This is a genomic window from Streptomyces sp. TRM64462, assembly GCF_013362995.1.
Taxonomy (GTDB): Bacteria; Actinomycetota; Actinomycetes; order Streptomycetales; family Streptomycetaceae; genus Streptomyces.
The window spans coordinates 1-19,248 of sequence record NZ_JABWDV010000053.1 but is presented as its reverse complement, the minus strand read 5'-3'; the positions used below and the strand labels follow the sequence as shown (position 1 = coordinate 19,248).

The 19,248-nt window shown below is 72.1% G+C and carries 22 protein-coding genes; 13 read left to right on the top strand and 9 right to left on the bottom strand.

Annotation, left to right across the window (positions count from 1 at the left end):
- Positions 1 to 380: 380 nt before the first annotated feature.
- A complete protein-coding gene (locus HTZ82_RS02615; RefSeq protein ID WP_175407604.1) occupies positions 381 to 1,721 on the top strand; it encodes a transcriptional regulator in 1,341 nt (446 codons plus the stop codon).
- Between the two features lie 52 nt (positions 1,722 to 1,773).
- Positions 1,774 to 2,304 carry an NUDIX hydrolase gene (locus tag HTZ82_RS02610; protein WP_175407603.1) on the top strand — a complete coding sequence of 177 codons (531 nt, stop codon included), beginning with the start codon at positions 1,774 to 1,776 and terminating at the stop codon, positions 2,302 to 2,304.
- 58 nt (positions 2,305 to 2,362) lie between these two features.
- Here the strand turns inward: HTZ82_RS02610 and HTZ82_RS02605 are convergent, their stop codons facing one another.
- The 3 genes from HTZ82_RS02605 to HTZ82_RS02595 form a co-directional block, all read right to left on the bottom strand.
- The gene (locus tag HTZ82_RS02605) at positions 2,363 to 3,670 is read right to left on the bottom strand and encodes an SPFH domain-containing protein (RefSeq protein ID WP_175407602.1); all 1,308 of its coding nucleotides are present in this window, start codon (positions 3,668 to 3,670) and stop codon (positions 2,363 to 2,365) included.
- A complete protein-coding gene (locus tag HTZ82_RS02600) occupies positions 3,667 to 5,382 on the bottom strand; it encodes an SPFH domain-containing protein (protein WP_175407601.1) in 1,716 nt (571 codons plus the stop codon). Before HTZ82_RS02600 ends, HTZ82_RS02605 begins: the two co-directional genes overlap by 4 nt.
- A 154-nt stretch (positions 5,383 to 5,536) precedes the next feature.
- Positions 5,537 to 6,397: a 3-hydroxybutyryl-CoA dehydrogenase gene (locus HTZ82_RS02595; protein WP_175407600.1), complete on the bottom strand. Its 861-nt coding sequence runs from the start codon at positions 6,395 to 6,397 to the stop codon at positions 5,537 to 5,539.
- Between the two features lie 265 nt (positions 6,398 to 6,662).
- Between HTZ82_RS02595 and HTZ82_RS02590 the strand changes: the two genes are divergently transcribed.
- A complete protein-coding gene (locus HTZ82_RS02590; protein WP_254711572.1) occupies positions 6,663 to 8,018 on the top strand; it encodes a glycoside hydrolase family 10 protein in 1,356 nt (451 codons plus the stop codon).
- 16 nt (positions 8,019 to 8,034) lie between these two features.
- Here HTZ82_RS02590 and HTZ82_RS02585 read toward each other — a convergent pair whose 3' ends face one another.
- Both HTZ82_RS02585 and HTZ82_RS02580 read right to left on the bottom strand, forming a co-directional pair.
- Positions 8,035 to 8,241 carry a DUF1918 domain-containing protein gene (locus tag HTZ82_RS02585; RefSeq protein WP_175407599.1) on the bottom strand — a complete coding sequence of 69 codons (207 nt, stop codon included), beginning with the start codon at positions 8,239 to 8,241 and terminating at the stop codon, positions 8,035 to 8,037.
- Between the two features lie 244 nt (positions 8,242 to 8,485).
- Entirely contained in the window at positions 8,486 to 9,097 is a 612-nt protein-coding gene (locus tag HTZ82_RS02580) for a DUF6461 domain-containing protein (RefSeq protein WP_175407598.1), read from the bottom strand.
- A gap of 57 nt (positions 9,098 to 9,154) precedes the next feature.
- Here HTZ82_RS02580 and HTZ82_RS02575 point away from each other — a divergent pair, with 57 nt between their 5' ends.
- Positions 9,155 to 9,589: a GNAT family N-acetyltransferase gene (locus tag HTZ82_RS02575; RefSeq protein ID WP_175407597.1), complete on the top strand. Its 435-nt coding sequence runs from the start codon at positions 9,155 to 9,157 to the stop codon at positions 9,587 to 9,589.
- Positions 9,590 to 9,652: 63 nt separating this feature from the next.
- The gene (locus HTZ82_RS02570) at positions 9,653 to 10,819 is read left to right on the top strand and encodes a methyltransferase (protein ID WP_175407596.1); all 1,167 of its coding nucleotides are present in this window, start codon (positions 9,653 to 9,655) and stop codon (positions 10,817 to 10,819) included.
- 44 nt (positions 10,820 to 10,863) lie between these two features.
- On the opposite strand, the gene HTZ82_RS02565 is transcribed toward HTZ82_RS02570, so the two are convergent.
- Both HTZ82_RS02565 and HTZ82_RS02560 read right to left on the bottom strand, forming a co-directional pair.
- A complete protein-coding gene (locus HTZ82_RS02565; RefSeq protein ID WP_309235278.1) occupies positions 10,864 to 11,076 on the bottom strand; it encodes a CGNR zinc finger domain-containing protein in 213 nt (70 codons plus the stop codon).
- Positions 11,049 to 11,564, bottom strand: a complete 516-nt coding sequence (locus HTZ82_RS02560) for a hypothetical protein (protein ID WP_309235277.1) — start codon at positions 11,562 to 11,564, stop codon at positions 11,049 to 11,051. Before HTZ82_RS02560 ends, HTZ82_RS02565 begins: the two co-directional genes overlap by 28 nt.
- 175 nt (positions 11,565 to 11,739) lie before the next feature.
- Here HTZ82_RS02560 and HTZ82_RS02555 point away from each other — a divergent pair, with 175 nt between their 5' ends.
- The gene (locus HTZ82_RS02555) at positions 11,740 to 12,237 is read left to right on the top strand and encodes a DUF2975 domain-containing protein (protein WP_175407594.1); all 498 of its coding nucleotides are present in this window, start codon (positions 11,740 to 11,742) and stop codon (positions 12,235 to 12,237) included.
- The gene (locus tag HTZ82_RS02550) at positions 12,237 to 12,467 is read left to right on the top strand and encodes a helix-turn-helix transcriptional regulator (protein ID WP_175407593.1); all 231 of its coding nucleotides are present in this window, start codon (positions 12,237 to 12,239) and stop codon (positions 12,465 to 12,467) included. Before HTZ82_RS02555 ends, HTZ82_RS02550 begins: the two co-directional genes overlap by 1 nt.
- A 33-nt stretch (positions 12,468 to 12,500) precedes the next feature.
- Here HTZ82_RS02550 and HTZ82_RS02545 read toward each other — a convergent pair whose 3' ends face one another.
- Both HTZ82_RS02545 and HTZ82_RS02540 read right to left on the bottom strand, forming a co-directional pair.
- Positions 12,501 to 13,019, bottom strand: a complete 519-nt coding sequence (locus HTZ82_RS02545) for a DUF3291 domain-containing protein (protein WP_175407592.1) — start codon at positions 13,017 to 13,019, stop codon at positions 12,501 to 12,503.
- Positions 13,020 to 13,051: 32 nt separating this feature from the next.
- Positions 13,052 to 13,750: a metalloregulator ArsR/SmtB family transcription factor gene (locus tag HTZ82_RS02540; protein ID WP_175407591.1), complete on the bottom strand. Its 699-nt coding sequence runs from the start codon at positions 13,748 to 13,750 to the stop codon at positions 13,052 to 13,054.
- Positions 13,751 to 13,872: 122 nt separating this feature from the next.
- On the opposite strand from HTZ82_RS02540, the gene argC reads away from it, so the two are divergent.
- From argC to HTZ82_RS02510, 6 genes are all read left to right on the top strand, one after another.
- Entirely contained in the window at positions 13,873 to 14,901 is a 1,029-nt protein-coding gene (argC, locus tag HTZ82_RS02535; RefSeq protein ID WP_175407590.1) for an N-acetyl-gamma-glutamyl-phosphate reductase, read from the top strand.
- Positions 14,898 to 16,049 carry a bifunctional glutamate N-acetyltransferase/amino-acid acetyltransferase ArgJ gene (gene argJ / locus HTZ82_RS02530; protein ID WP_175407589.1) on the top strand — a complete coding sequence of 384 codons (1,152 nt, stop codon included), beginning with the start codon at positions 14,898 to 14,900 and terminating at the stop codon, positions 16,047 to 16,049. The genes argC and argJ overlap by 4 nt, the downstream gene beginning before the upstream one ends.
- A complete protein-coding gene (argB, locus tag HTZ82_RS02525; protein WP_175407588.1) occupies positions 16,046 to 16,954 on the top strand; it encodes an acetylglutamate kinase in 909 nt (302 codons plus the stop codon). The genes argJ and argB overlap by 4 nt, the downstream gene beginning before the upstream one ends.
- Positions 16,951 to 18,144, top strand: a complete 1,194-nt coding sequence (locus tag HTZ82_RS02520) for an acetylornithine transaminase (protein WP_175407587.1) — start codon at positions 16,951 to 16,953, stop codon at positions 18,142 to 18,144. Before argB ends, HTZ82_RS02520 begins: the two co-directional genes overlap by 4 nt.
- A 7-nt stretch (positions 18,145 to 18,151) precedes the next feature.
- Positions 18,152 to 18,688, top strand: coding sequence for an arginine repressor (locus HTZ82_RS02515; protein WP_175407586.1), 537 nt, complete (start codon positions 18,152 to 18,154; stop codon positions 18,686 to 18,688).
- A gap of 76 nt (positions 18,689 to 18,764) precedes the next feature.
- Complete coding sequence (locus tag HTZ82_RS02510) at positions 18,765 to 19,229, top strand: VOC family protein (protein ID WP_175407585.1); 465 nt, start codon at positions 18,765 to 18,767, stop codon at positions 19,227 to 19,229.
- Positions 19,230 to 19,248: the final 19 nt, after the last annotated feature.

Sequence of the window (19,248 nt, the reverse complement as noted above, 5' to 3'; positions counted from 1 at the left end):
GTGCGTGCGGCTGCAAGGCGGAGGAGGGAGTGATGGCGGAGCCATCGCGACTGACGACAACGCCGCAGACGTGCGTGCCAGACCCTGCGGCCCAGGCATGATCCGCCGGACACGACCTAGCCCCTCGTGCGGCTGGGCGCCGCCCTCCCGGTCTCGGAGTGTCGGGCAGGTCGACCGGGCGGGCGGCGCGGAACGGGCCGCCGTGCTGTACGAGGGGGAGCCGGCGGCCCGGCCGCCTCCTGAGAGGCATCCAGTCAACAGGCCCCCGGCACACGGCGGGAGAGTGCGCGCGGCACGGATACGGGCACTTCATTCACACCCCGTGCGAACCGGGCTCCACTACCCTGAATCCACCGAGGCACGGCACCGGAGGGGCACCCATGCAGCCCAACACCCTGCTCGACGCCCTGCTCGACGAGGCGGGGATCTCCCACGCGGGCCTGGCCGCCCACGTCAACCGGGCCGGCCGCGCCAGAGGCCTGGCCCTGCGGTACGAACACACCGCCGTGGCCCGCTGGCTGAAGGGCCAGCGGCCGCGCGGCCAGGTCCCGGACCTGATCTGCGAGGTGCTCGGCGCCCGGCTGCGCCGCCCGGTCACGCTCGACGACGTCGGGCTCGGCGTGGCCGGGGACGCCGCCGTGCCGCACGGCACGCCGCTGTCCGGGTTCGTGGAGCGGGCCACCGCCCTGTGGCGCTCCGACGAGCAGCAGCGCCCGCACCTCCTCGGCGCCCGCGCGGTGACCGGCACGCCCGCCGTGATGCCGGTCTGGGAGTGGGAGAACCCGCCCGAGGACGCGGACGTGTCCCGGGACGGCCACACCAGCGTCAGCATGTCCGACATCGACATGCTGCGCGCGGCCCGCGCCCACTACGAGCTGATGTACCGCAAGGCCGGCGGCGTCGCCACGCGTACCCGCGTCGTCGGGTTCCTCAACGCCGAGACGGCGCCCCTGCTGCGCGGCGCCTACAACGACACGCTGGGGCGGCAGTTGCACCGCGCGGCGGGCGGCCTGGTCGCGGTGGCGGGCATCTGCGCGTACGACTCCGACGCCCACGGGCTCGCCCAGCGCTACTTCCACCAGGCACTGCGCCTGGCGAAGGCGAGCGGCGACCGCGGCCTCGGCGCCTATGTGATCGCGCTGCTGGTCAACCAGTCGCTGTTCATGGGCGAGTACCGGCAGGCCGTCGCCTTCGCTGAGGCCGCGCTGCGGGCGGCCGGGCAGCAGATCACCCCGGCGCTCGCCGCCGATCTGCACGCCATGCAGGCCAAGGCGTACGCGCATCTGGGCGACGCGGCGGCCGCCCTGCGCTGCATCCACCGCGCCGAGTCGGAGGCGGTGCGCATCCGGCCGGGCTGCGAACCGGACGAGACGGGCTACGTCCAGCCGGGCCTGGTCAACGTACAGGTCGCCGAGGCCCTGCTCAGTCTGGGTGATCTTCCGGGCGCCCGGGAGAACGCGGCGGCGGCCGTGCGGACCCCGGCGCACGACCGGGGGCGGGTGCACCGGCTGGCGATTCTCAGCCAGATCCAGCTGCGGCAGGGCGAGGCGGAGAGGGCCGCGCGGACGGCCGTCGAGATGGCGGAGCGGGCCCGCGGAATGGAGTCCCAGCGGCTGCGGGACCGGCTGCGCCTGGTGCGCGAACATCTGGTCGCGAGCGGCTGCGGCGACGCGGACGAGGCGGCCGAACTCATCGACGCGGCATTGCGCGTTCCGCTCTGAGCGGGCGGCTGCTGCGATATTGCCACCTACACAGTCGGAAGGTGGCAGAACAGTGCAGTGGACGAACCTGAGCGAAAAAACCGTGTATGAAAACGGCTGGTTCAAGGTCAATCGGGCCGATGTCGCACTCCCGGACGGACGCCACCTCGACCACTTCCTCATCCGGCTCCGCCCCGTCGCCGTGGCGACCGCCGTCAACGAGGCCAACGAGGTCCTGATGCTCTGGCGGCACCGCTTCATCACCGACACCTGGGGCTGGGAGTTCGCCGCGGGCGTCGTCGAGGACGGCGAGAGCGTCGAGACCGCGGCCGCCCGCGAGATGGAGGAGGAGACGGGCTGGCGCCCCGGCCCCCTCCAACACCTCCTCACCGTCGAACCGTCCAACGGGCTCACCGACGCCCGCCACCACCTCTACTTCGCCGATGACGCCACGTACATCGGCGAGCCGACCGACGGCTTCGAGTCGTCCCGCCGCGAGTGGATACCGCTCAAACTCGCTCCGGACATGATCGCCCGCGGTGAGGTACCGGCCGCAAACATGGCGGCCGGCCTGCTGATGCTGCACCATCTGCGGCTCGGCTGACCGCGTGTTCCCGGGGCCGGCCCGCATGGACCGGCCCCTCCTCACCGCCGTACGAGCGCTACTCCTCGTCGTCGTCCGCCCGTGCCGGCACCGGCTTCCCGAGCGCCGTCTTCGGCAGCAGCTGCGCCGTGAGCAGCGTCGACAGCGCCGACGTGTCCCCGGCGCCCGGCCCGTCGGTGCGGACCACCACCGGCTGCGGGGCGTTCACCGCCAGCTCCGCGCCCACCTCCAGGCGGCGCAGCGCCAGCTCGTACTGGAGGACCGCCCGGTTGTCCCGGTACGCCTGGGCCAGCGCCCGCTGCGCCCGCGCCTCGTTCTCCGCCGAGATCAGCCCGCTGCGGCCGCGCGTCTCGATCTCGAACCGCACGCGCTGCGCGTTGGTCTCCTGCTCCTCCAGGAGCTGCGCCACCGCCTCACGCGCCCGGTTCAGCGCCGCCTTCACCTCCACGATCCGCGCGTCCCGCACCTTCTTCGCCCGCTCGATGTCCATGCCGAGACTGTCGATGCGGCGCTTACGGGTCAGACCCCACTCCTGCTCGTACGCGGTGCGCTCCTTCGCCACCCGCTCCCGGGTCGCCAGATGCTGCTGGTACTGGGCCGGAAGCTGCACGTCCGGGATGTTCGAGCCGGTGATGCGCACGCCGTACCGGGACAGCTGACGGTTCAGCAGGTCCTGCATGTCCGCGACGTCCGAGCCGCGCAGGTCGTACGCCCGCTCGGTGCGCATCCTGCGGGCCCGCTGCCGGATCGCGTCCTGCACGGCGCTGGACAGCACCAGGTCGAAGTTGCCCGCGCCGATGGTCCGTACGAACAGCAGCGCGTCCGTGATGCGGAACTTCAGGAAGAACTCGATCGACCGCAGCGGCACGTTCTCCTGCGTCGGGCAGGCCATCACCGGCGCCGAGTACGGGATCTCCGTCGCCGTGTCGACGACGAACTCGACCCGCGCCCACGGGTGCCACAGGTAGTGCCGGCCCGCCTCCAGGGTGCTCGTGTAGGCGCCGTAGCGGGTGAGGATGCCGTGGGTGCCCTGCTCGATCTCGACGATCGAGGAGCGCCACCACCACAGCCCGCCCACGACCAGCAGCAGGGCGCCCACGATGTACGCGACCGTGGCCAGCGCCCCGTACGCGAACTCCCCGACGGCGCCGGAGGTGCTCGCCTCCACGGTCAGCATCACACCGCTGAGCACCGCGAACACGCCCAGCCACAGCGGCAGCATCCACCACAGGCGGCGGCGCGACTTCGGGATGATGACGGGAATCAGGGTGCCGGCCTCGCCGCCGCGCAGGAGCTGCGCGATGTCGCTCCAGGGAGCGACGGCCTCGGCGATGACGGACCGGTTGCTCGTACGTGCCGTGCTCACTGACCCGCCTCCTGCTCCTGCTGCTCCTGCTGGGCCTGCTGCTCCTGCTGCTCCTGCTGTGTCTGGTCGGCTTCGCCGTCGTGGACGGCCGGTACGGTCGGCCGCTCCTCCGTCAGCAGGGCCCGGATCTCCGGGCCGCGCTCCGCGATCCGCTCCGACACCTCGGCGAGCCGGGCCCGCATCGCGGCCATGTCGCCGTCCGAGAACAGCTCGGCCCCGCGCTCACCGATCAGCTCACGTGCCAGCAGCAGGAAGTCCACGCCCGCCGCCTCGGCCGGGTCGCCGGAGCCGCCGATCCGCACGAGCTGCGGCAGGTGGTCCGCCACCTGCTCCAGCGTGTCCAGGACCCGCTGCTGGTAGCGGTACTGCAGGATCTCCGGGGCCTCGGCCGCGGTCATCGCGCGGATGTCCAGGGCCTGCGCCTCCAGCAGCGCCGCGTTCGCCTTCGCCTCCGACTCCGCCTGGACGTAGCGCTGACGGGCCAGGGCATGCGCCCGGTTCGTCTCACGCTCGACGGCGGTGTCCATCTGCGCCTGGTAGCTGGCGATGTCCGCGTGGATCGCCGACAGCGTCTCCTGACGGGTCGCCAGTTCCTTGGCGAGGTCGCCCTCGTCCTGCTCCTTGCGGAGCTGGAGCGCGTACTCGTGCGTGTACGCCTCCTTCGCCACCCGCACCATCTCGGGGGCCGCCAGGTCCATGCGGTAGCCCTGGTCCGAGGGCTCGGCGTGGATGATGTTGGCGTTGGTCAGCTCGACGGCCGGCTGGAACTGCTGGTTGAGCTGCTCCAGGAGCCGCCCGGTGTCCTCACCGACCATGTCGTAGATCCCGGCGGCCTCCTGCTCGTAGATGAGGCTGCGGATCGTCTCGCTGACCGCGTTGCTCAGCTTCTCCTCGAAGCCGCGCACGGCGCCCAGCGTGTACACGAACTCCGTCGGGTCGTTGATCCGGAACTGGATGAACAGGTCGATGGACGCCTTCACGCCGCCCTTCGTCGGCGCCTCGCGCACGGGCGCGTTGAAGGGGTACTCACGCGTGGTGTTGAGGATGTAGGAGACCCGCTTCCACGGGCTCAGCAGGATCACCCGGCCGGGTCCGACGACCTTCTCCAGCTTCCCGAAGCGCGTGATCAGCGCCTGGCAGCCGTCCGGAATCATCGCCATGCCCTGCCGCGCCCACACGAAGCACACGGCGAGCACCGAGATCACCCAGTAGTGCCACCCGAACAGCGGATGCGTGAGGACGCTGCCGCCGGCCGCGCCCACCGCCGCTGACCCGATCACGCCGAGCACCAGCAGCAGCCCCACGGGCAGCATGCTCAGGAACGACCGGCCCTTCGGCATCACCATCGGGCAGATCACATGCACCGGCTGACCGCCGTCGCGCTGCTGCTCGCTGCGGTTCAGCGCCTCGCCGGCCTCGTCGAGCGGCATGGTCTTCTGCGTCATGACCGTGGCCATGCTGCCGCCCTGCTCACGGGCCGCGGGGAAGTCCGCCGGGTCCATGCCGTCGCCGTGCGGCTCCTCGGCCGCCCCGCCGCGGGAGGCGGCCGCCACGGGAACGTTCGTACCGGCCGCGCCCCCAGCGGCGCCGCCCGCGGCGCCGCTCACGCCTCCGAGGCGCCGCCGCATCTCGGCCTCGGCCATCGCCCTGGGATCGCCGCCTTCGGACAGGGTCCGCGCGATCCTGCGTACGCTCTGGGTCCGCGACACCATTCCCCCTCGATCTTGCTCGGTCTTGCTCGGTCGTGCTCATGCCCTCGCGGGCCCGCCGAGCGTCTCATACGGACAAGGGCGCGGACACTGCCGGGTTACGGCAGTTTTCCGCGCCCTCCAGGACCGGGGCGTCCTCACGCGTACAGGGGGTTCCTCACGAGTACAGGTAGAAACCCGAGCCCGTCTTCCGGCCGAGCCGGCCCGCGTCCACCATGCGCTGGAGCAGCGGGGGAGCGGCGTACAGGGGCTCCTTGTACTCGGCGTACATCGAGTCCGCGATCGAGGCGATCGTGTCGAGGCCGATCAGGTCGGAGAGCTTCAGCGGGCCCATCGGGTGGGCGCAGCCGTACTCCATGCCGTTGTCGATGTCCTCGCGGCTGGCGATGCCCGACTCGAACATCCGGATCGCGGAGAGCAGGTACGGCACCAGCAGCGCGTTGACGACGAAGCCGGAGCGGTCCTGGGCGCGGATCGCGTGCTTGCCCAGCAGCTTCTCGGCGAAGACCTGGGCGCGGCCGATCGTGCCCTCGGACGTGGTGAGCGCCGGGATCAGCTCGACGAGCTTCTGCACCGGGGCCGGGTTGAAGAAGTGGATGCCGATGACCTGGTCGGGGCGGGAGGTCGCCACGGCCAGCTTCACCAGCGGGATGGACGACGTGTTCGACGCGAGGATCGCGTCCTGCCGAGTCACCACCTGGTCGAGCACCTGGAAGATCTCGGTCTTGACCTGCTCGTTCTCGACGACCGCCTCGATCACGAGGTCCCGGTCCGCGAACTCGCCCAGGTCCGTGGTGAAGCTCAGCCAGCCGAGCGCCGCGTCCCGCTCCTCCTCGCTGATCTTGCCGCGTTCGGCGGCCTTGTCGAGCGAGTTGTACAGCCGGGTCCGGCCGATCTCCAGCGCCTCACCCGTGGTCTCGGCCACCTTGACGTCGAGGCCGCTGCGGGCGCACACCTCCGCGATGCCTGCGCCCATCTGACCGCAGCCCACCACTCCGACGCGTGCAATGTCGGCCATTGAGTCCGTCACCTCGTGCCTTTCGCTGATCTCCGGTGGCGGGCCCTCCGTATGGTTCCGTCGCGCCCGCCTCGACCCCACGACGTTACTCCGTTCGTACGGATCGCCGGTGGCCCGGGCCGGGCATCCTCCCCGGTGACGGCCCGTGCGGTCCGGAGCACCCCACCCGGGCGCATAGAGTGCACAAGCGGCAAAGCAGCCGAAACGACCATGGTCGGCGACGACCGGCGAGTGACGACTGGGGCGACAGCATGAGGCACACGGCATGACACACAAGAGGAGCGGCGGCGACCGCCGCGTGATCGGACGCCGCGGCCTGATGGCGGGCGCGGCAGGCCTGGTCGCCTCCCTGCTGGTCGCGGGCGACGCGACCGGCGTCGGCGGCAGGGGCGGTGCCGGACACCGGCACGGCCGGGATGGCGACGGCAAGCACGGCGGCGGCGAGCGCGGCGACGGCGAGCGCGGCGACGGCGAGCACCGGGGCGGCCGGCGCGCGGAGGAGTTCCGCGGCATGTGGGTCGCCACCGTCACCAACCGCGACTGGCCGTCCCGCCCCGGGCTGCCCCCGGCCGACCAGCGCGCCGAACTGCTCGCCGTACTCGACTCTGCGGTCGAGTGCCGGCTCAACACGGTGATCCTCCAGGTGCGGCCCACGGCCGACGCCCTGTGGCCGTCACCGTACGAGCCGTGGGCCCAGTGCCTCACCGGTACACAGGGCAAGAACCCCGGCTGGGACCCGCTGGCCACCGCCGTCGAGGAGGCCCACCGGCGGGGCCTGGAACTGCACGCCTGGTTCAACCCGTACCGTGTCGCCCTGCACACCGACCCGTCCCGGCTCGCCGCCTCGCACCCGGCGCGCCTGCACCCGGACTGGGTCGTCCCGTACGGCGGGAAGCTCTACTACAACCCGGGGCTGCCCGAGGTCCGGCGGTTCGTCGAGGACGCCATGCTGGACGCCGTCCGCCGCTACGACATCGACGCCGTCCACTTCGACGACTACTTCTATCCGTATCCGGTGGCCGGGCAGGCCTTCGACGACGACGCCGCGTACGCCGCACACGGCGACGGCTTCCCGGACCGCGCCGCCTGGCGGCGCGACAACATCGACCGGCTCGTCCGCGAGATGTCCGAGCGGATCAGGGAGATCAAGCCTCGGGTGCGTTTCGGCATCAGCCCCTTCGGGATCTGGCGCAACGCCGCCACCGACCCGCGCGGCTCCGCGACCCAGGGCCTGCAGACCTACGACGACCTGCACGCCGATACGTACCGATGGGTCAAGGAACGCTGGATCGACCACGTGGTGCCGCAGCTGTACTGGCACATCGGCAACCGCGCCGCCGACTACGCCACCCTCGTGCCGTGGTGGAACGACGTCGTCCGGGGCACGGGCGTCCAGCTGTACGTGGGCGAGGCCCTGTACCGCGCCGGTGACCCGCTCCAGGACCGGGCCTGGCAGGACCCGGCGGAACTCTCCCGGCACCTCACGTTCGCCCGGGAGCACGACCAGGTGCTCGGCCATGCCTTCTTCGGCACCCGGGACGTGGCGACGGACCGGATCGGTGCCATGGCCAGAGTGGTGTCCGACCACTATCCGACGCCGGTCCGTCCGCCGGGCAGGTGAGGGACGGCCCGTGAGGTCAGTGGTGTTCCTTGAACTGTCCCTTGTGCCGGACGACGGCGTCGGGACCCGGTGACATCACGGCCTCGTGTCCGTCGTCGTCGAAGCGGACGCGGTACGGGGGATTGCCGTGGTCCCCGAGCACTTCGAGGATCTCGGCGGTCCGGTCGTGCTGGCCGACCACGCGGCCGTGCACCAGCAGCTTGTCGCCCACGGTTGCTTCCATCGGGAGAGACCTCCTCGGAGTGGATGTCCGTATTTGGGAGTCTACGTCCCTGCGTGTGGTCCGCGTCACCCGAGGCGCGCACTCGAAGCCCGGGACTGCCGCGTTTCCGCTGCCCGACCCGGCCGCGTTTCGGCCGCCCGGGCCGGCGGCGTTCCGCTGCCCGGGCCTGCCGCACTCGGACGCCCGGGTCCGCCGCACTCGGATGCCCGGGTCCGCCGCACTCGGACGCGCGGGACCGCCGCGTTCAGCCGCCCGGGGCCGTACCCCACACGAACTCCGCCTCGTCCAGCAGCCCCGGCGTCAGCCGCACCCCCGTCAGCCGCTCGGCCAGCGCGAACGCCGCCTCCGTCGTCGCGCCGATGTCCCCGCCCTCCTCCCGCAGGTCGAAGCCCACCTCCCGCATCAGCGCCACCGCCCCGTGGGCGTCCGCGTCCGCCCCGTCCCGCGCGTACGGGAACAGCGGCTCGAAGTGCAGCCGCAGATCGCCGTCCACGTAGCGGCTGAAGTGGTCCACCGCGTTCACGTTGCGGAAGTGCGTGACCAGCTCCGTACCCCTCGACAGGGCCTTCGCCGTCTCGTTCAGGCTGCCCAGATAGCCGTTCGGCTCCACCACCATCGTCCAGCCGCCGACCTCGCAGACACCCACGAAGTGCCGGTCGCCCCCCGACGTCCGCCACGCCTCGCCCGCCGCCTCCATGAGCGCCGATATGCCCGTGACCACGCCCTCGCGGCGCGCCCGCAGCCGGTCGAGCACCTCCGCCGGCGGGACCGCGTGCACGAGCGTGGCGCAGTACGCCTCGATCAGGTCCGGGCAGTGGTCGTCGAGCCAGCGGTAGTCGGCAGCAGTCGCGTTCATGCGTCGATCGTGGCATCCACCACTGACAGCGAGCCCTTTCCCTGCAAGCGTTCGACCATGAAGGAGACGACCGCTTTCGGCCCGTACGAGATTTCGACCGACCCTGCCCGTCTGGATCGCGCACTGGTTCACCACTGGCTCTCGACGGACGCCTACTGGGCGCTGGGCCGCAGCCGCGAGACGCAGGACCGGGCCATCGACGGATCCCTCAACTTCGGCGCGTACGACACGGCGACCGGCGCCATGGCCGGGTACGCCCGGATCGTCACCGACCACGCCACCTTCGCCTGGCTCTGCGACGTCTACGTCGCCCGCGAGGCACGCGGCAAGGGCCTCGGCGGCGCCCTCGTCGACGCGGTGCGCACGCGTCTCGCGCCGCTCGGGCTGAAGCGGATCATGCTCGCCACGGAGGACGCGCACGGCGTGTACGAGAAGGCGGGCTTCCGGCCGCTGCGCCACCCCGAGCGCTGGATGACCCTCGGCGCGCAGTGAGCGGAAGCGGGGGCGGGGAGCGGAAGCGGGACCCGGCTCCGTACCGGCTAGCCTGAAGCCACGATGAACCGTTTGACCACGCCCTGGGGCGAGTACGAGCTCACCCGCTTCCCCGAGCACCCGCGCGACCCGCTGCGCGCCTGGGACGCCGCCGACGAGTACCTGCTGCGGCAGCTCACCGAACCGGGCGCCCCGGCGCTCCAGGGCACCGTCGCGGTGCTGGGCGACCGCTGGGGCGCCCTGGTCACGGCGCTGGCCGGACGGCCGGGCGCCAGCGGCACGCTGGTCCAGATCACCGACTCGTACCTGGGCCGCGAGGCCACCCGGTCGAACCTGGCGCGCGCGGGGCTGGCCCACGGCACGGCGCCCCGCCTGCTCACCACCCGGGACACCCCGCCCGAGCGCGTCGACGTGCTGCTCGTCCGCGTCCCCAAGAGCCTCGCGCTCCTGGAGGACCAGCTGCACCGGCTCGCGCCCGCCCTGCACGCCGGCACGGTCGTCATCGGCACGGGCATGGTCAAGGAGATCCACACCTCCACGCTCACGCTGTTCGAACGGCTCGTCGGCCCCACGCGCACGTCCCTCGCCGTGAAGAAGGCCCGCCTGATCTTCAGCACCCCCGATCCGGGCCTCGCGCGTGGCGAGAACCCGTGGCCCCACCGGTACCGCCTGCCCGCCGACGCCCCGGCCGCCGCCGGGCTGACGGTCGTCAACCACGCCGGCATCTTCTGCGCCGACCGCCTGGACATCGGCACCCGGCTCTTCCTCCAGCACCTGCCGCGCGGCCTCGGCGGCTCCCGCGTCGTCGACCTCGGCTGCGGCAACGGCGTCGTGGGCCTCGCCGTCGCGACCGCCGAACCCGACGCGGAAGTGATCTTCACCGATGAGTCGTACCAGGCCGTCGCCTCCGCCGAGGAGACGTTCCGCGCGAGCGCACCGCCCGCGGCCAAGGCCCGGTTCGTGGTCGGCGACGGCGCGGCGGACATCCCCGACGGCTCCGTCGACGTCGTCCTGAACAACCCGCCCTTCCACAGCCACCAGGCCCTCACCGACGCCACAGCCCGCCGGATGTTCACCGGCGCGCGGCGCGCCCTGCGGCGCGGCGGCGAACTGCGGGTCGTCGGCAACCGCCACCTCGGCTACCACGTCACGCTCAAGCGCCTCTTCGGCAACTGCGCGGTGGTCGCGAGCGACCCGAAGTTCGTGGTGCTGCGCGCGGTGAAGCGCTGAAGACGCGCTGAGGACGCGCTGAGGGCTCATCGGGGGCGGGCCTCTCAGCCGGCGGCTTTCGCGCGCCGGTGGGCGGCGACCCGCACCCGGGTCGCGCACCGGCGCGAGCAGTAGCGCTGCGGTACGCCGCTGCCCAGGGCGAGGTAGACCCGCCCGCAGCCGGACGCCCCGCACACGCCGCCCGGCGTCCTCGCGGCGGCGGCCGCCCTCCAGTTCCTGGCCGCCGCCGTCAGCGCTCCGGCAGACGCGTCCCGCACCGCCCGCAGAAGCGGACGTCGGGCGCTTCGGGCGCGAGGCGCCCGCACTCCGGGCACACCCGGTCCAGCAGGCACGCCGGCTCACCGCCCGCCCGCTCGGAAGCCCCGCCCGCACCCGGCGCGTGACGGATCGTCATGCCCGGGCGACGCCGGTGCACCGTGAGGTAGTCGAGCCCGTGCGGCCCCGCCTCCAGCCCCCGTCGCGCCCCGTGCGGCAGCCACACCACGCACCCGCCCTCAAGCGGCTGCGGTTCCTCGTCCTCCTCGGTGACCAGCGTGCCGCGGCCGTTCACGACGTACAGCAGCACGTCGAGGTCCGGCTCGACATGGCTCGCGACCTGGGCGCCCGGCGCCAACCGTACGACGTTCGCGTCCAGTTGGCGGGCCTCGGGCGTGAGTTTCCAGAGGACACCGCCCCGTTCGGCCGGCATCGCACGGACGAGATCGGGCATCCGGGCGAGTACGCCGGGCGCCGGGGACGCGGCCACGTTTCCTCCTGTGGGGACGACTGCGGCTCGGATCCTACGGCCTCGGCCGCCCGCCGGGGCCCATCGTCCGGTGCGGGTTGCCTAGGTGGGTACGGCGATCCGCAGCGGCGGTCCTGCCTGCCGAACCTATCGACTCTCGATAGGTTTCCATCGTGAATCGATCGAAGGAGGGGTGATGGGACAGCTGACAGTGCTCGCACTGCGTGCCGTGCTCGTGGTGCTGGCCGCCGGCTCGCTGTTCGTGCAGGGAGTGATGGTGCCGCTGCTGGCCGGCGACATGAAGGGCCTCGACGCGGACGTCGCGCACCTGCGCACCCCGGTCCTCGTGATGGTCGTCCTGGGTGTCGTGGCGCTGCAGGTCGTCCTGGTCTGCGTGTGGCGGCTGGTGACGATGGTGCGGCGCGGAACCGTGTTCTCGCACGCCGCCTTCCGGTACGTGGACACCGTGACCGGCGCCTTCGTGGCGGCCGCCCTCCTGGTGTTCGCGTTCGGGGTCGTCCTGGCGCCTGGTGAGGCCGTCGCCCCCGGCATCGTCCTCCTGATCGGCGTGCTCGGACTGGCGGTCCTGGGTGTCGCCCTCATCGTGCTGGTGCTGCGGATGCTGCTCGCCCAGGCCGTCGCGCGCGACACCCAGGCGGCGCAGCTGGAGGCCGAGCTGGACGGGGTGATCTGATGCCGATCGCCGTCGACATCGACGTGATGCTGGCGAAGCGGAAGATGTCCGTGGGCGAACTCGCCGAACGCGTCGGCATCACGCCCGCCAACCTGGCGGTGCTCAAGAACGGCCGCGCCAAGGCGGTCCGCTTCGCGACGCTCGCCGCGCTCTGCGAGGTACTCGAGTGCCAGCCGGGAGACCTGCTGCGCTGGGAAGCCGAACCAGCCGAACAAGCCGCGGACGGCTGACCGTGCGGAGGCCCGCTGAAGGCGGGACGCGCGTCACTCTGGCGTGACCGGCTCAGGCCGCGTCGGCGGCGCGGCCTGAAGGTGCTGGGCGGCCTCGGCGGCGGTGTAGGAGGAGGCGAAGGTGAACGCGCGCGGGGACGGCCCGTGCGTCCGCAGGTCCGCCAGCCGCTCCAGGGCCTCGCCGACGGTCGGGACGTGCCCGGCGGGGACCCACCAGAGCACCAGGTGCGCCTCGACGTGCCGTTCGAACCATTCGCGGCGCCGCCGCATCACCTCCAGGTGCCCGCTGCGGTAGGCGAAGTCCCACAGCGCCTCCTGGGTCTCCCACACCGACAGGTTGACGATGACGTCCTCGCCCGCCGGGCGCAGGCCGGTGGCGTCGGCCGCCCCCTCCTCCACGAGCCGCCACACGAAGCCGGGCGCGCCGTCGGCGGCGGCGTTGACCGGATCGAGCATCTCGACGAACGGCGCCACGCGCGGGTCGTCGAGGGGGTGACGGAGCGTGGCGACATTGAGCTGGGCGAGGTGGGCGGCATGCGCGGATGCGGTCATGGCCTCATCCCAGCACGGCCCGGTTTTCTATGTCAATCATCATTGTTTTTAGAACTCTCCACCACCACGCAGCACTTGCCCGGCCGGGCGTCCATGCGGGCGCGCAGGGGGCCGTCCGTACCGAGCAGCCCCTCCAGCAGTGCGAGATTCATGCCGCAGACGAGCGGCGGGAAGCGTTCGGCGACGGCATGGAAGGGGCAGTTGTGCATGCGGACGACGCCTGCGGCCGCCGCGGTCGCCCCCTCGGTGTCCTGGGCGCCGTCCGCGCCTTCCAGGTGCGGTTCGTAGCCGCGGGCGGCCAGCATCTCCATGGCCTCTTCAAGGTCGCCGCAGGGCGCCGCCGAGCCGCGCATGACCTCGCCCCTGCGGCGCGCCGCCGCGCAGAGCCCGGCGTCGAGCCCGGCCTCCTCGGCGGCCTCGGCGAGCAGCTCGGCGGCCGTGCGGTAGTCGCGGGCGGGCAGCGACACCGCCCGCTCGGCCCGCGCCCGTGTGTACACCTTCGCGGGACGGCCCGCCCCCGGCCCCGAACGGCCCGTCAGGCGGCGGCTGCCGCTCTCCAGCAGCCCGGCCTCGGTCAGCCTGTCCAGATGGTGCGCGGCGAGCGTGCGCGCCACCCCGGCCGCCTCGGCGGCCTCGTTGCGCCCGACCTCGCGGCCCTGTGCCGCCACGTACTCGTACAGGCGGCGCCGCACCGGATCCTGCAACGCCGCGATCGCGTCGATGTCCTCCATCCGGCCATTCTAGGAACAACGCATGTTGGAGATAGAAAGTCGCGAGCTCTGCCCGGTCGACCGACACTCTTTGCATAAAACTGCGTGACTGTGTATAGTCATGCCATCGAGAGGGAGGTCCGATGACGGTACGCGTGGCAGTGGCAGGAGCGAGCGGATACGCGGGCGGAGAAGTGCTCCGCCTGCTGCTCGCCCACCCCGGTGTCGAGATCGGCGCCCTCACGGGCAACTCCAACGCGGGCCAGAAGCTCGGCGCGCTGCAGCCGCATCTCGTTCCGCTGGCCGAGCGGGTGCTTGAGGCGACCGGGCCCGAGGCGCTCGCCGGGCACGACGTGGTGTTTCTCGCGCTGCCCCACGGGCAGTCCGCCGCCGTCGCCGAGCAGCTCGGAGACGACGTCCTCGTCATCGACATGGGCGCCGACTTCCGGCTGAAGGACGCCGCCGACTGGGAGAGGTTCTACGGCTCCCCGCACGCCGGGACCTGGCCCTACGGCCTCCCCGAGCTGCCGGGCGCCCGCGCCGCGCTGGAGGGGTCCAAGCGCGTCGCGGTGCCCGGCTGCTACCCGACCGCCGTGTCGCTCGCGCTCTTCCCCGCGTACGCGAACGGCCTGGTCGAGCCCGAGGCCGTGATCGTCGCCGCCACCGGCACCTCCGGCGCGGGCAAGGCACCCAAGCCGCACCTGCTCGGCTCCGAGGTCATGGGCTCCATGTCCCCGTACGGCGTCGGCGGCGGCCACCGCCACACACCCGAGATGGCCCAGAACCTCACCGCGGCCGCCGGCGAGCCCGTCAGCGTGTCCTTCACGCCCACCCTCGCCCCCATGGCCCGCGGCATCCTCGCCACGTGCAGCGCCAAGGCCAAGCCGGGCGTCAGCGCCGAAGACGTACGCGCCGCGTACGAGAAGGCGTACGGCGACGAGGCCTTCGTCCACCTGCTCCCCGAGGGGCAGTGGCCAGCGACCGCCTCCGTGTACGGCTCCAACGCCGTCCACGTCCAGGTCGCCCACGACGAGGCGGCCGGCCGGATCATCGCGATCAGCGCCATCGACAACCTCACCAAGGGCACCGCCGGCGGCGCGGTGCAGAGTATGAACATCGCCCTCGGACTCCCCGAGGAGACCGGACTTTCCACGATCGGAGTCGCACCGTGAGCGTCACGGCAGCCAAGGGATTCACGGCGGCGGGCATCGCCGCCGGAATCAAGGAGAACGGCAACCCGGACCTGGCCCTCGTGGTCAACAACGGTCCGCGTCGCGCCGCCGCGGGCGTCTTCACCTCCAACCGCGTCAAGGCGGCCCCGGTCCTGTGGTCCGAGCAGGTGCTCAAGACCGGCGAGCTGACCGCCGTCGTCCTCAACTCCGGCGGCGCCAACGCCTGCACAGGACCCCAGGGCTTCCAGGACACCCACGCCACCGCCGAGAAGGCCGCGGAGGTGCTGGAGATCGGCGCGGGCGAGGTCGCCGTCTGCTCCACCGGGCTCATCGGGGTCCTCCTCCCCATGGACAAGCTGCTCCCCGGCGTCGAGAAGGCCGCCGCCGAACTCAGCGAGCACGGCGGTGAGAAGGCGGCCATCGCCATCAAGACCACCGACACGGTCCACAAGACCGCCGTCGTCACCCGGGACGGCTGGACCGTCGGCGGCATGGCCAAGGGCGCGGGCATGCTCGCCCCCGGCCTCGCCACGATGCTCGTCGTCCTCACCACCGACGCCGACATCGAGGCCCCCGACCTCGACCGGGCCCTGCGCGCCGCGACCCGCGTCACCTTCGACCGGGTCGACTCCGACGGCTGCATGTCCACCAACGACACCGTCCTGCTCCTGGCCTCCGGCGCCTCCGGCGTCACCCCCGCTTACGACGCGTTCGCGGAAGCCGTACGGGAGGTCTGCGACAGCCTCGGCCGCCAGCTCATCGGCGACGCCGAGGGCGCGTCCAAGGACATCCGTATCGAGGTGGTGAACGCCGCGACCGAGGACGACGCCGTCGAGGTCGGCCGGTCCATCGCCCGCAACAACCTCCTCAAGTGCGCCATCCACGGCGAGGACCCCAACTGGGGCCGGGTGCTCTCCGCCATCGGCACCACGTCCGCCGCCTTCGAGCCCGACCGCCTCAACGTCGCCATCAACGACGTCTGGGTCTGCAAGAACGGCGGCGTCGGCGAGGACCGCGAGCTCGTCGACATGCGCTACCGCGAAGTCAAGATCACCGCCGACCTCGCCGCCGGCACGGCATCCGCCGTGATCTGGACCAACGACCTCACCGCCGACTACGTCCACGAGAACAGCGCGTACAGCTCATGACCGCGACCCGCAAGCACACCGCGCTGCCCAAGGCCCAGATCCTCATCGAGGCCCTGCCCTGGCTCACCCGCCACCGCGGCAAGACCGTCGTCATCAAGTTCGGCGGCAACGCCATGGTCGACGAGGAGCTGAAGGCCGCCTTCGCCCAGGACGTCGTCTTCCTCCACCACGCCGGACTCAAGCCCGTCGTCGTGCACGGCGGCGGCCCCCAGATCAGCGCCGCCCTCGACCGGCACGGCATCGTCAGCGAGTTCAAGGCGGGCCTCCGCGTCACCACCGAGGACGCGATGGACGTCGTACGGATGGTCCTCGCCGGCCAGGTCCAGCGCGAGCTCGTCGGCCTGCTCAACCAGCACGGCCCGCTCGCCGTCGGCCTCACCGGCGAGGACGCCCACACCATCACCGCCACCAAGCACCAGCCCCGCATCGAGGGCGAACTCGTCGACATCGGCCGCGTCGGCGAGATCACCGCCATCGACACCGGCGCCATCGAGGCGCTCCTCGCCGACGGCCGCATCCCGGTCGTCTCCTCCATCGCCCGCTCCGAGGACGACGGACATGTCTACAACGTCAATGCTGATACGGCGGCTGCGGCACTCGCTGCGGCGCTGGACGCCGAAACGCTGATGGTCCTCACCGACGTCGAGGGCCTCTACGAGGACTGGCCGCACAGTGACGAGGTCATCAGCCGCCTCACCGCCACCCAACTGGAGAAGCTCCTGCCCGAGCTGTCCAGCGGCATGGTCCCCAAGATGGAGGGCTGCCTGCACGCCGTACGCAACGGCGTCCACACCGCCCGCGTCATCGACGGGCGCGTCCAGCACTCCATCCTGCTGGAGATCTTCACCGACGAAGGCATCGGCACCATGGTCGTCCCGGACGAACAGGAGGCAGCTTCCGCATGAGCAACGAACAGCTCACCCAGCGCTGGCAGTCCGCCATGGCGGACAACTACGGCACGCCCCGCCTCCCCCTCGTCCGCGGAGCGGGCTCTCGCGTCTGGGACGCCGACGGCAAGGAGTACCTCGACTTCGTCGGCGGCATCGCCGTCACCGCCCTGGGCCACGCCCATCCGGCGGTCGTCAAGGCGGTCACCGACCAGATCCAGTCCCTGTCCCACGTCTCCAACCTCTTCGTCGCCGAGCCGCCCGTCGCCCTCGCCGAGCGGCTGCTCCAGCTCTCCGGGCGCCCCGGCCGGGTCTTCTTCTGCAACTCCGGCGCCGAGGCCAACGAGGCCGCCTTCAAGATCGGCCGCCTCACCGGCCGCCCGCACATGGTCGCCACCACCGGCGGCTTCCACGGCCGCACCATGGGCGCCCTCGCCCTCACCGGCCAGCCCGCGAAGCAGGAGCCGTTCCTGCCCCTGCCCGGCGACGTCACCCACGTCCCGTACGCCGACGCCGACGCCCTGCGCGCGGCGGTCACCACCGACACCGCCCTCGTGATCATCGAGCCGATCCAGGGCGAGAACGGCGTGGTCGTCCCGCCCAAGGGCTACCTGGAGGCCGCCCGCGAGATCACCCGCGCCACCGGCACCCTCCTCGTCCTCGACGAGGTCCAGACCGGCATCGGCCGCTGCGGCCAGTGGTTCGAGCACCAGGCGCACGGCGTCGAGCCCGATGTCCTCACCCTCGCCAAGGGCCTCGGCGGCGGCCTGCCCATCGGCGCGACCGTCGCGTTCGGCCCCGCGGCCGACCTGCTCAAGCCCGGCCACCACGGCACCACCTTCGGCGGCAACCCCGTCGCCTGCGCCGCCGGACTCGCCGTGCTCGACACCCTCGCCGCCGACGGAGCCCTCGACCAGGTCAAGCGGCTCGGCGAGAAACTCCGCCACGGAATCGAAGCCCTCGACCACCCGCTGGTCTCCCACGTCCGCGGTGCGGGCCTGCTGCTGGGTATCGTGCTCACCGAGCCCCTCGCAGCCAAGGTGCAGCAGGCGGCTCAGGACGCCGGCCTCCTGGTGAACGCGCCCGCCCCCGACGTCGTACGGCTCATGCCACCGCTGATCATCGGCGACGACGACGTGGACGCCTTCCTCCGGGCCCTGCCCGGTGTCCTGGACCAGGCCGACGGGGAGACAAGAGCCGGAGAATGACACAACGATGACCGAGGCCCAGGACAACGGCCACAGCGGACCCGCCGTCCCCCAGACCCGCACGGCACGCCACCGGCGGATCGTGGACATCCTCAACCGGCAGCCGGTGCGCTCCCAGAGCCAGCTGGCCAGGCTCCTCGCGGACGACGGGCTGAGCGTCACCCAGGCGACGCTCTCCCGCGACCTCGACGAGCTGGGCGCCGTGAAGATCCGCAACACGGGCGGCGAGCTGATCTACGCGGTGCCCAGCGAGGGCGGCTTCCGCACCCCGCAGGCGCCGCTCGGCGAGTCCGCCAAGGAGGAGCGCATGCGGCGCCTCTCCGGCGAACTCCTCATCTCCGCGGAGGCCTCCGCCAACCTGGTCGTCCTGCGCACCCCGCCGGGCGCCGCGCAGTTCCTCGCCTCGGCCATCGACCAGGCCGAACTCCACGCCATCCTCGGCACCATCGCGGGCGACGACACGCTGCTGCTGATCTCTCGCGACCCGGAGGGCGGTCAGGCGCTCGCCGACCATCTGCTGAAGCTGGCCCAGAGGGAGGGGTGAACGGCGGGGCGAGCCGGGATGCGGGCCCGGGCCCGGGGTGAAAGCTTGGCCACAGGAACCCCTAGTGGAGGTGCTCATGGCCACGAAACCCATCCCGGAGGAGTATCCCCGGCTCACCCCGTACCTGTACGTCGACGGCGCGGCCGCCGCGATCGACTTCTACACGTCCGTGTTCGGCGCCACCGAACGGATCCGGTTCCCCACACCGGACGGCAAGCTCGGCCACGCCGAGCTCCAGATCGGCAATTCGGTGCTGATGCTCGCTGACGAGTTCCCCGAGATGGGCGCCGTCGGACCGAAGAAGGTCGGCGGCTCACCGCTGTCGATCATGGTGTACGTCGAGGACGTGGACGCCGCCGTGGAACGGGCCGTCTCGCTGGGCGCCAAGGTGCTCCAGCCGGTCGAGAACAAGTTCTACGGCGACCGCTCCGGCCAGATCGAGGACCCGTACGGCCACCGGTGGGACGTCTCGACGCACGTGGAGGACATCCCGCCGGACGAGATGGCCAGGCGCGCGGAAGAGATGATGTCGGGCGCCTGACCCGCCCCGCCGACGCCCC

Coding starts and splice junctions, on each gene's coding strand:
- HTZ82_RS02520 (WP_175407587.1), top strand. CDS start 16,951: ATGAGCAACGAACAGCTCACCCAGCGCTGGCAGTCCGCCATGGCGGAC.
- HTZ82_RS02595 (WP_175407600.1), bottom strand. CDS start 6,397: ATGGCCGACATTGCACGCGTCGGAGTGGTGGGCTGCGGTCAGATGGGC.
- HTZ82_RS02580 (WP_175407598.1), bottom strand. CDS start 9,097: ATGAACGCGACTGCTGCCGACTACCGCTGGCTCGACGACCACTGCCCG.
- HTZ82_RS02590 (WP_254711572.1), top strand. CDS start 6,663: ATGACACACAAGAGGAGCGGCGGCGACCGCCGCGTGATCGGACGCCGC.
- argB (WP_175407588.1), top strand. CDS start 16,046: ATGACCGCGACCCGCAAGCACACCGCGCTGCCCAAGGCCCAGATCCTC.
- HTZ82_RS02615 (WP_175407604.1), top strand. CDS start 381: ATGCAGCCCAACACCCTGCTCGACGCCCTGCTCGACGAGGCGGGGATC.
- argC (WP_175407590.1), top strand. CDS start 13,873: ATGACGGTACGCGTGGCAGTGGCAGGAGCGAGCGGATACGCGGGCGGA.
- HTZ82_RS02515 (WP_175407586.1), top strand. CDS start 18,152: ATGACCGAGGCCCAGGACAACGGCCACAGCGGACCCGCCGTCCCCCAG.
- HTZ82_RS02575 (WP_175407597.1), top strand. CDS start 9,155: ATGAAGGAGACGACCGCTTTCGGCCCGTACGAGATTTCGACCGACCCT.
- HTZ82_RS02585 (WP_175407599.1), bottom strand. CDS start 8,241: ATGGAAGCAACCGTGGGCGACAAGCTGCTGGTGCACGGCCGCGTGGTC.
- HTZ82_RS02545 (WP_175407592.1), bottom strand. CDS start 13,019: ATGACCGCATCCGCGCATGCCGCCCACCTCGCCCAGCTCAATGTCGCC.
- HTZ82_RS02570 (WP_175407596.1), top strand. CDS start 9,653: ATGAACCGTTTGACCACGCCCTGGGGCGAGTACGAGCTCACCCGCTTC.
- HTZ82_RS02550 (WP_175407593.1), top strand. CDS start 12,237: ATGCCGATCGCCGTCGACATCGACGTGATGCTGGCGAAGCGGAAGATG.
- HTZ82_RS02555 (WP_175407594.1), top strand. CDS start 11,740: ATGGGACAGCTGACAGTGCTCGCACTGCGTGCCGTGCTCGTGGTGCTG.
- HTZ82_RS02510 (WP_175407585.1), top strand. CDS start 18,765: ATGGCCACGAAACCCATCCCGGAGGAGTATCCCCGGCTCACCCCGTAC.
- HTZ82_RS02540 (WP_175407591.1), bottom strand. CDS start 13,750: ATGGAGGACATCGACGCGATCGCGGCGTTGCAGGATCCGGTGCGGCGC.
- HTZ82_RS02600 (WP_175407601.1), bottom strand. CDS start 5,382: ATGGTGTCGCGGACCCAGAGCGTACGCAGGATCGCGCGGACCCTGTCC.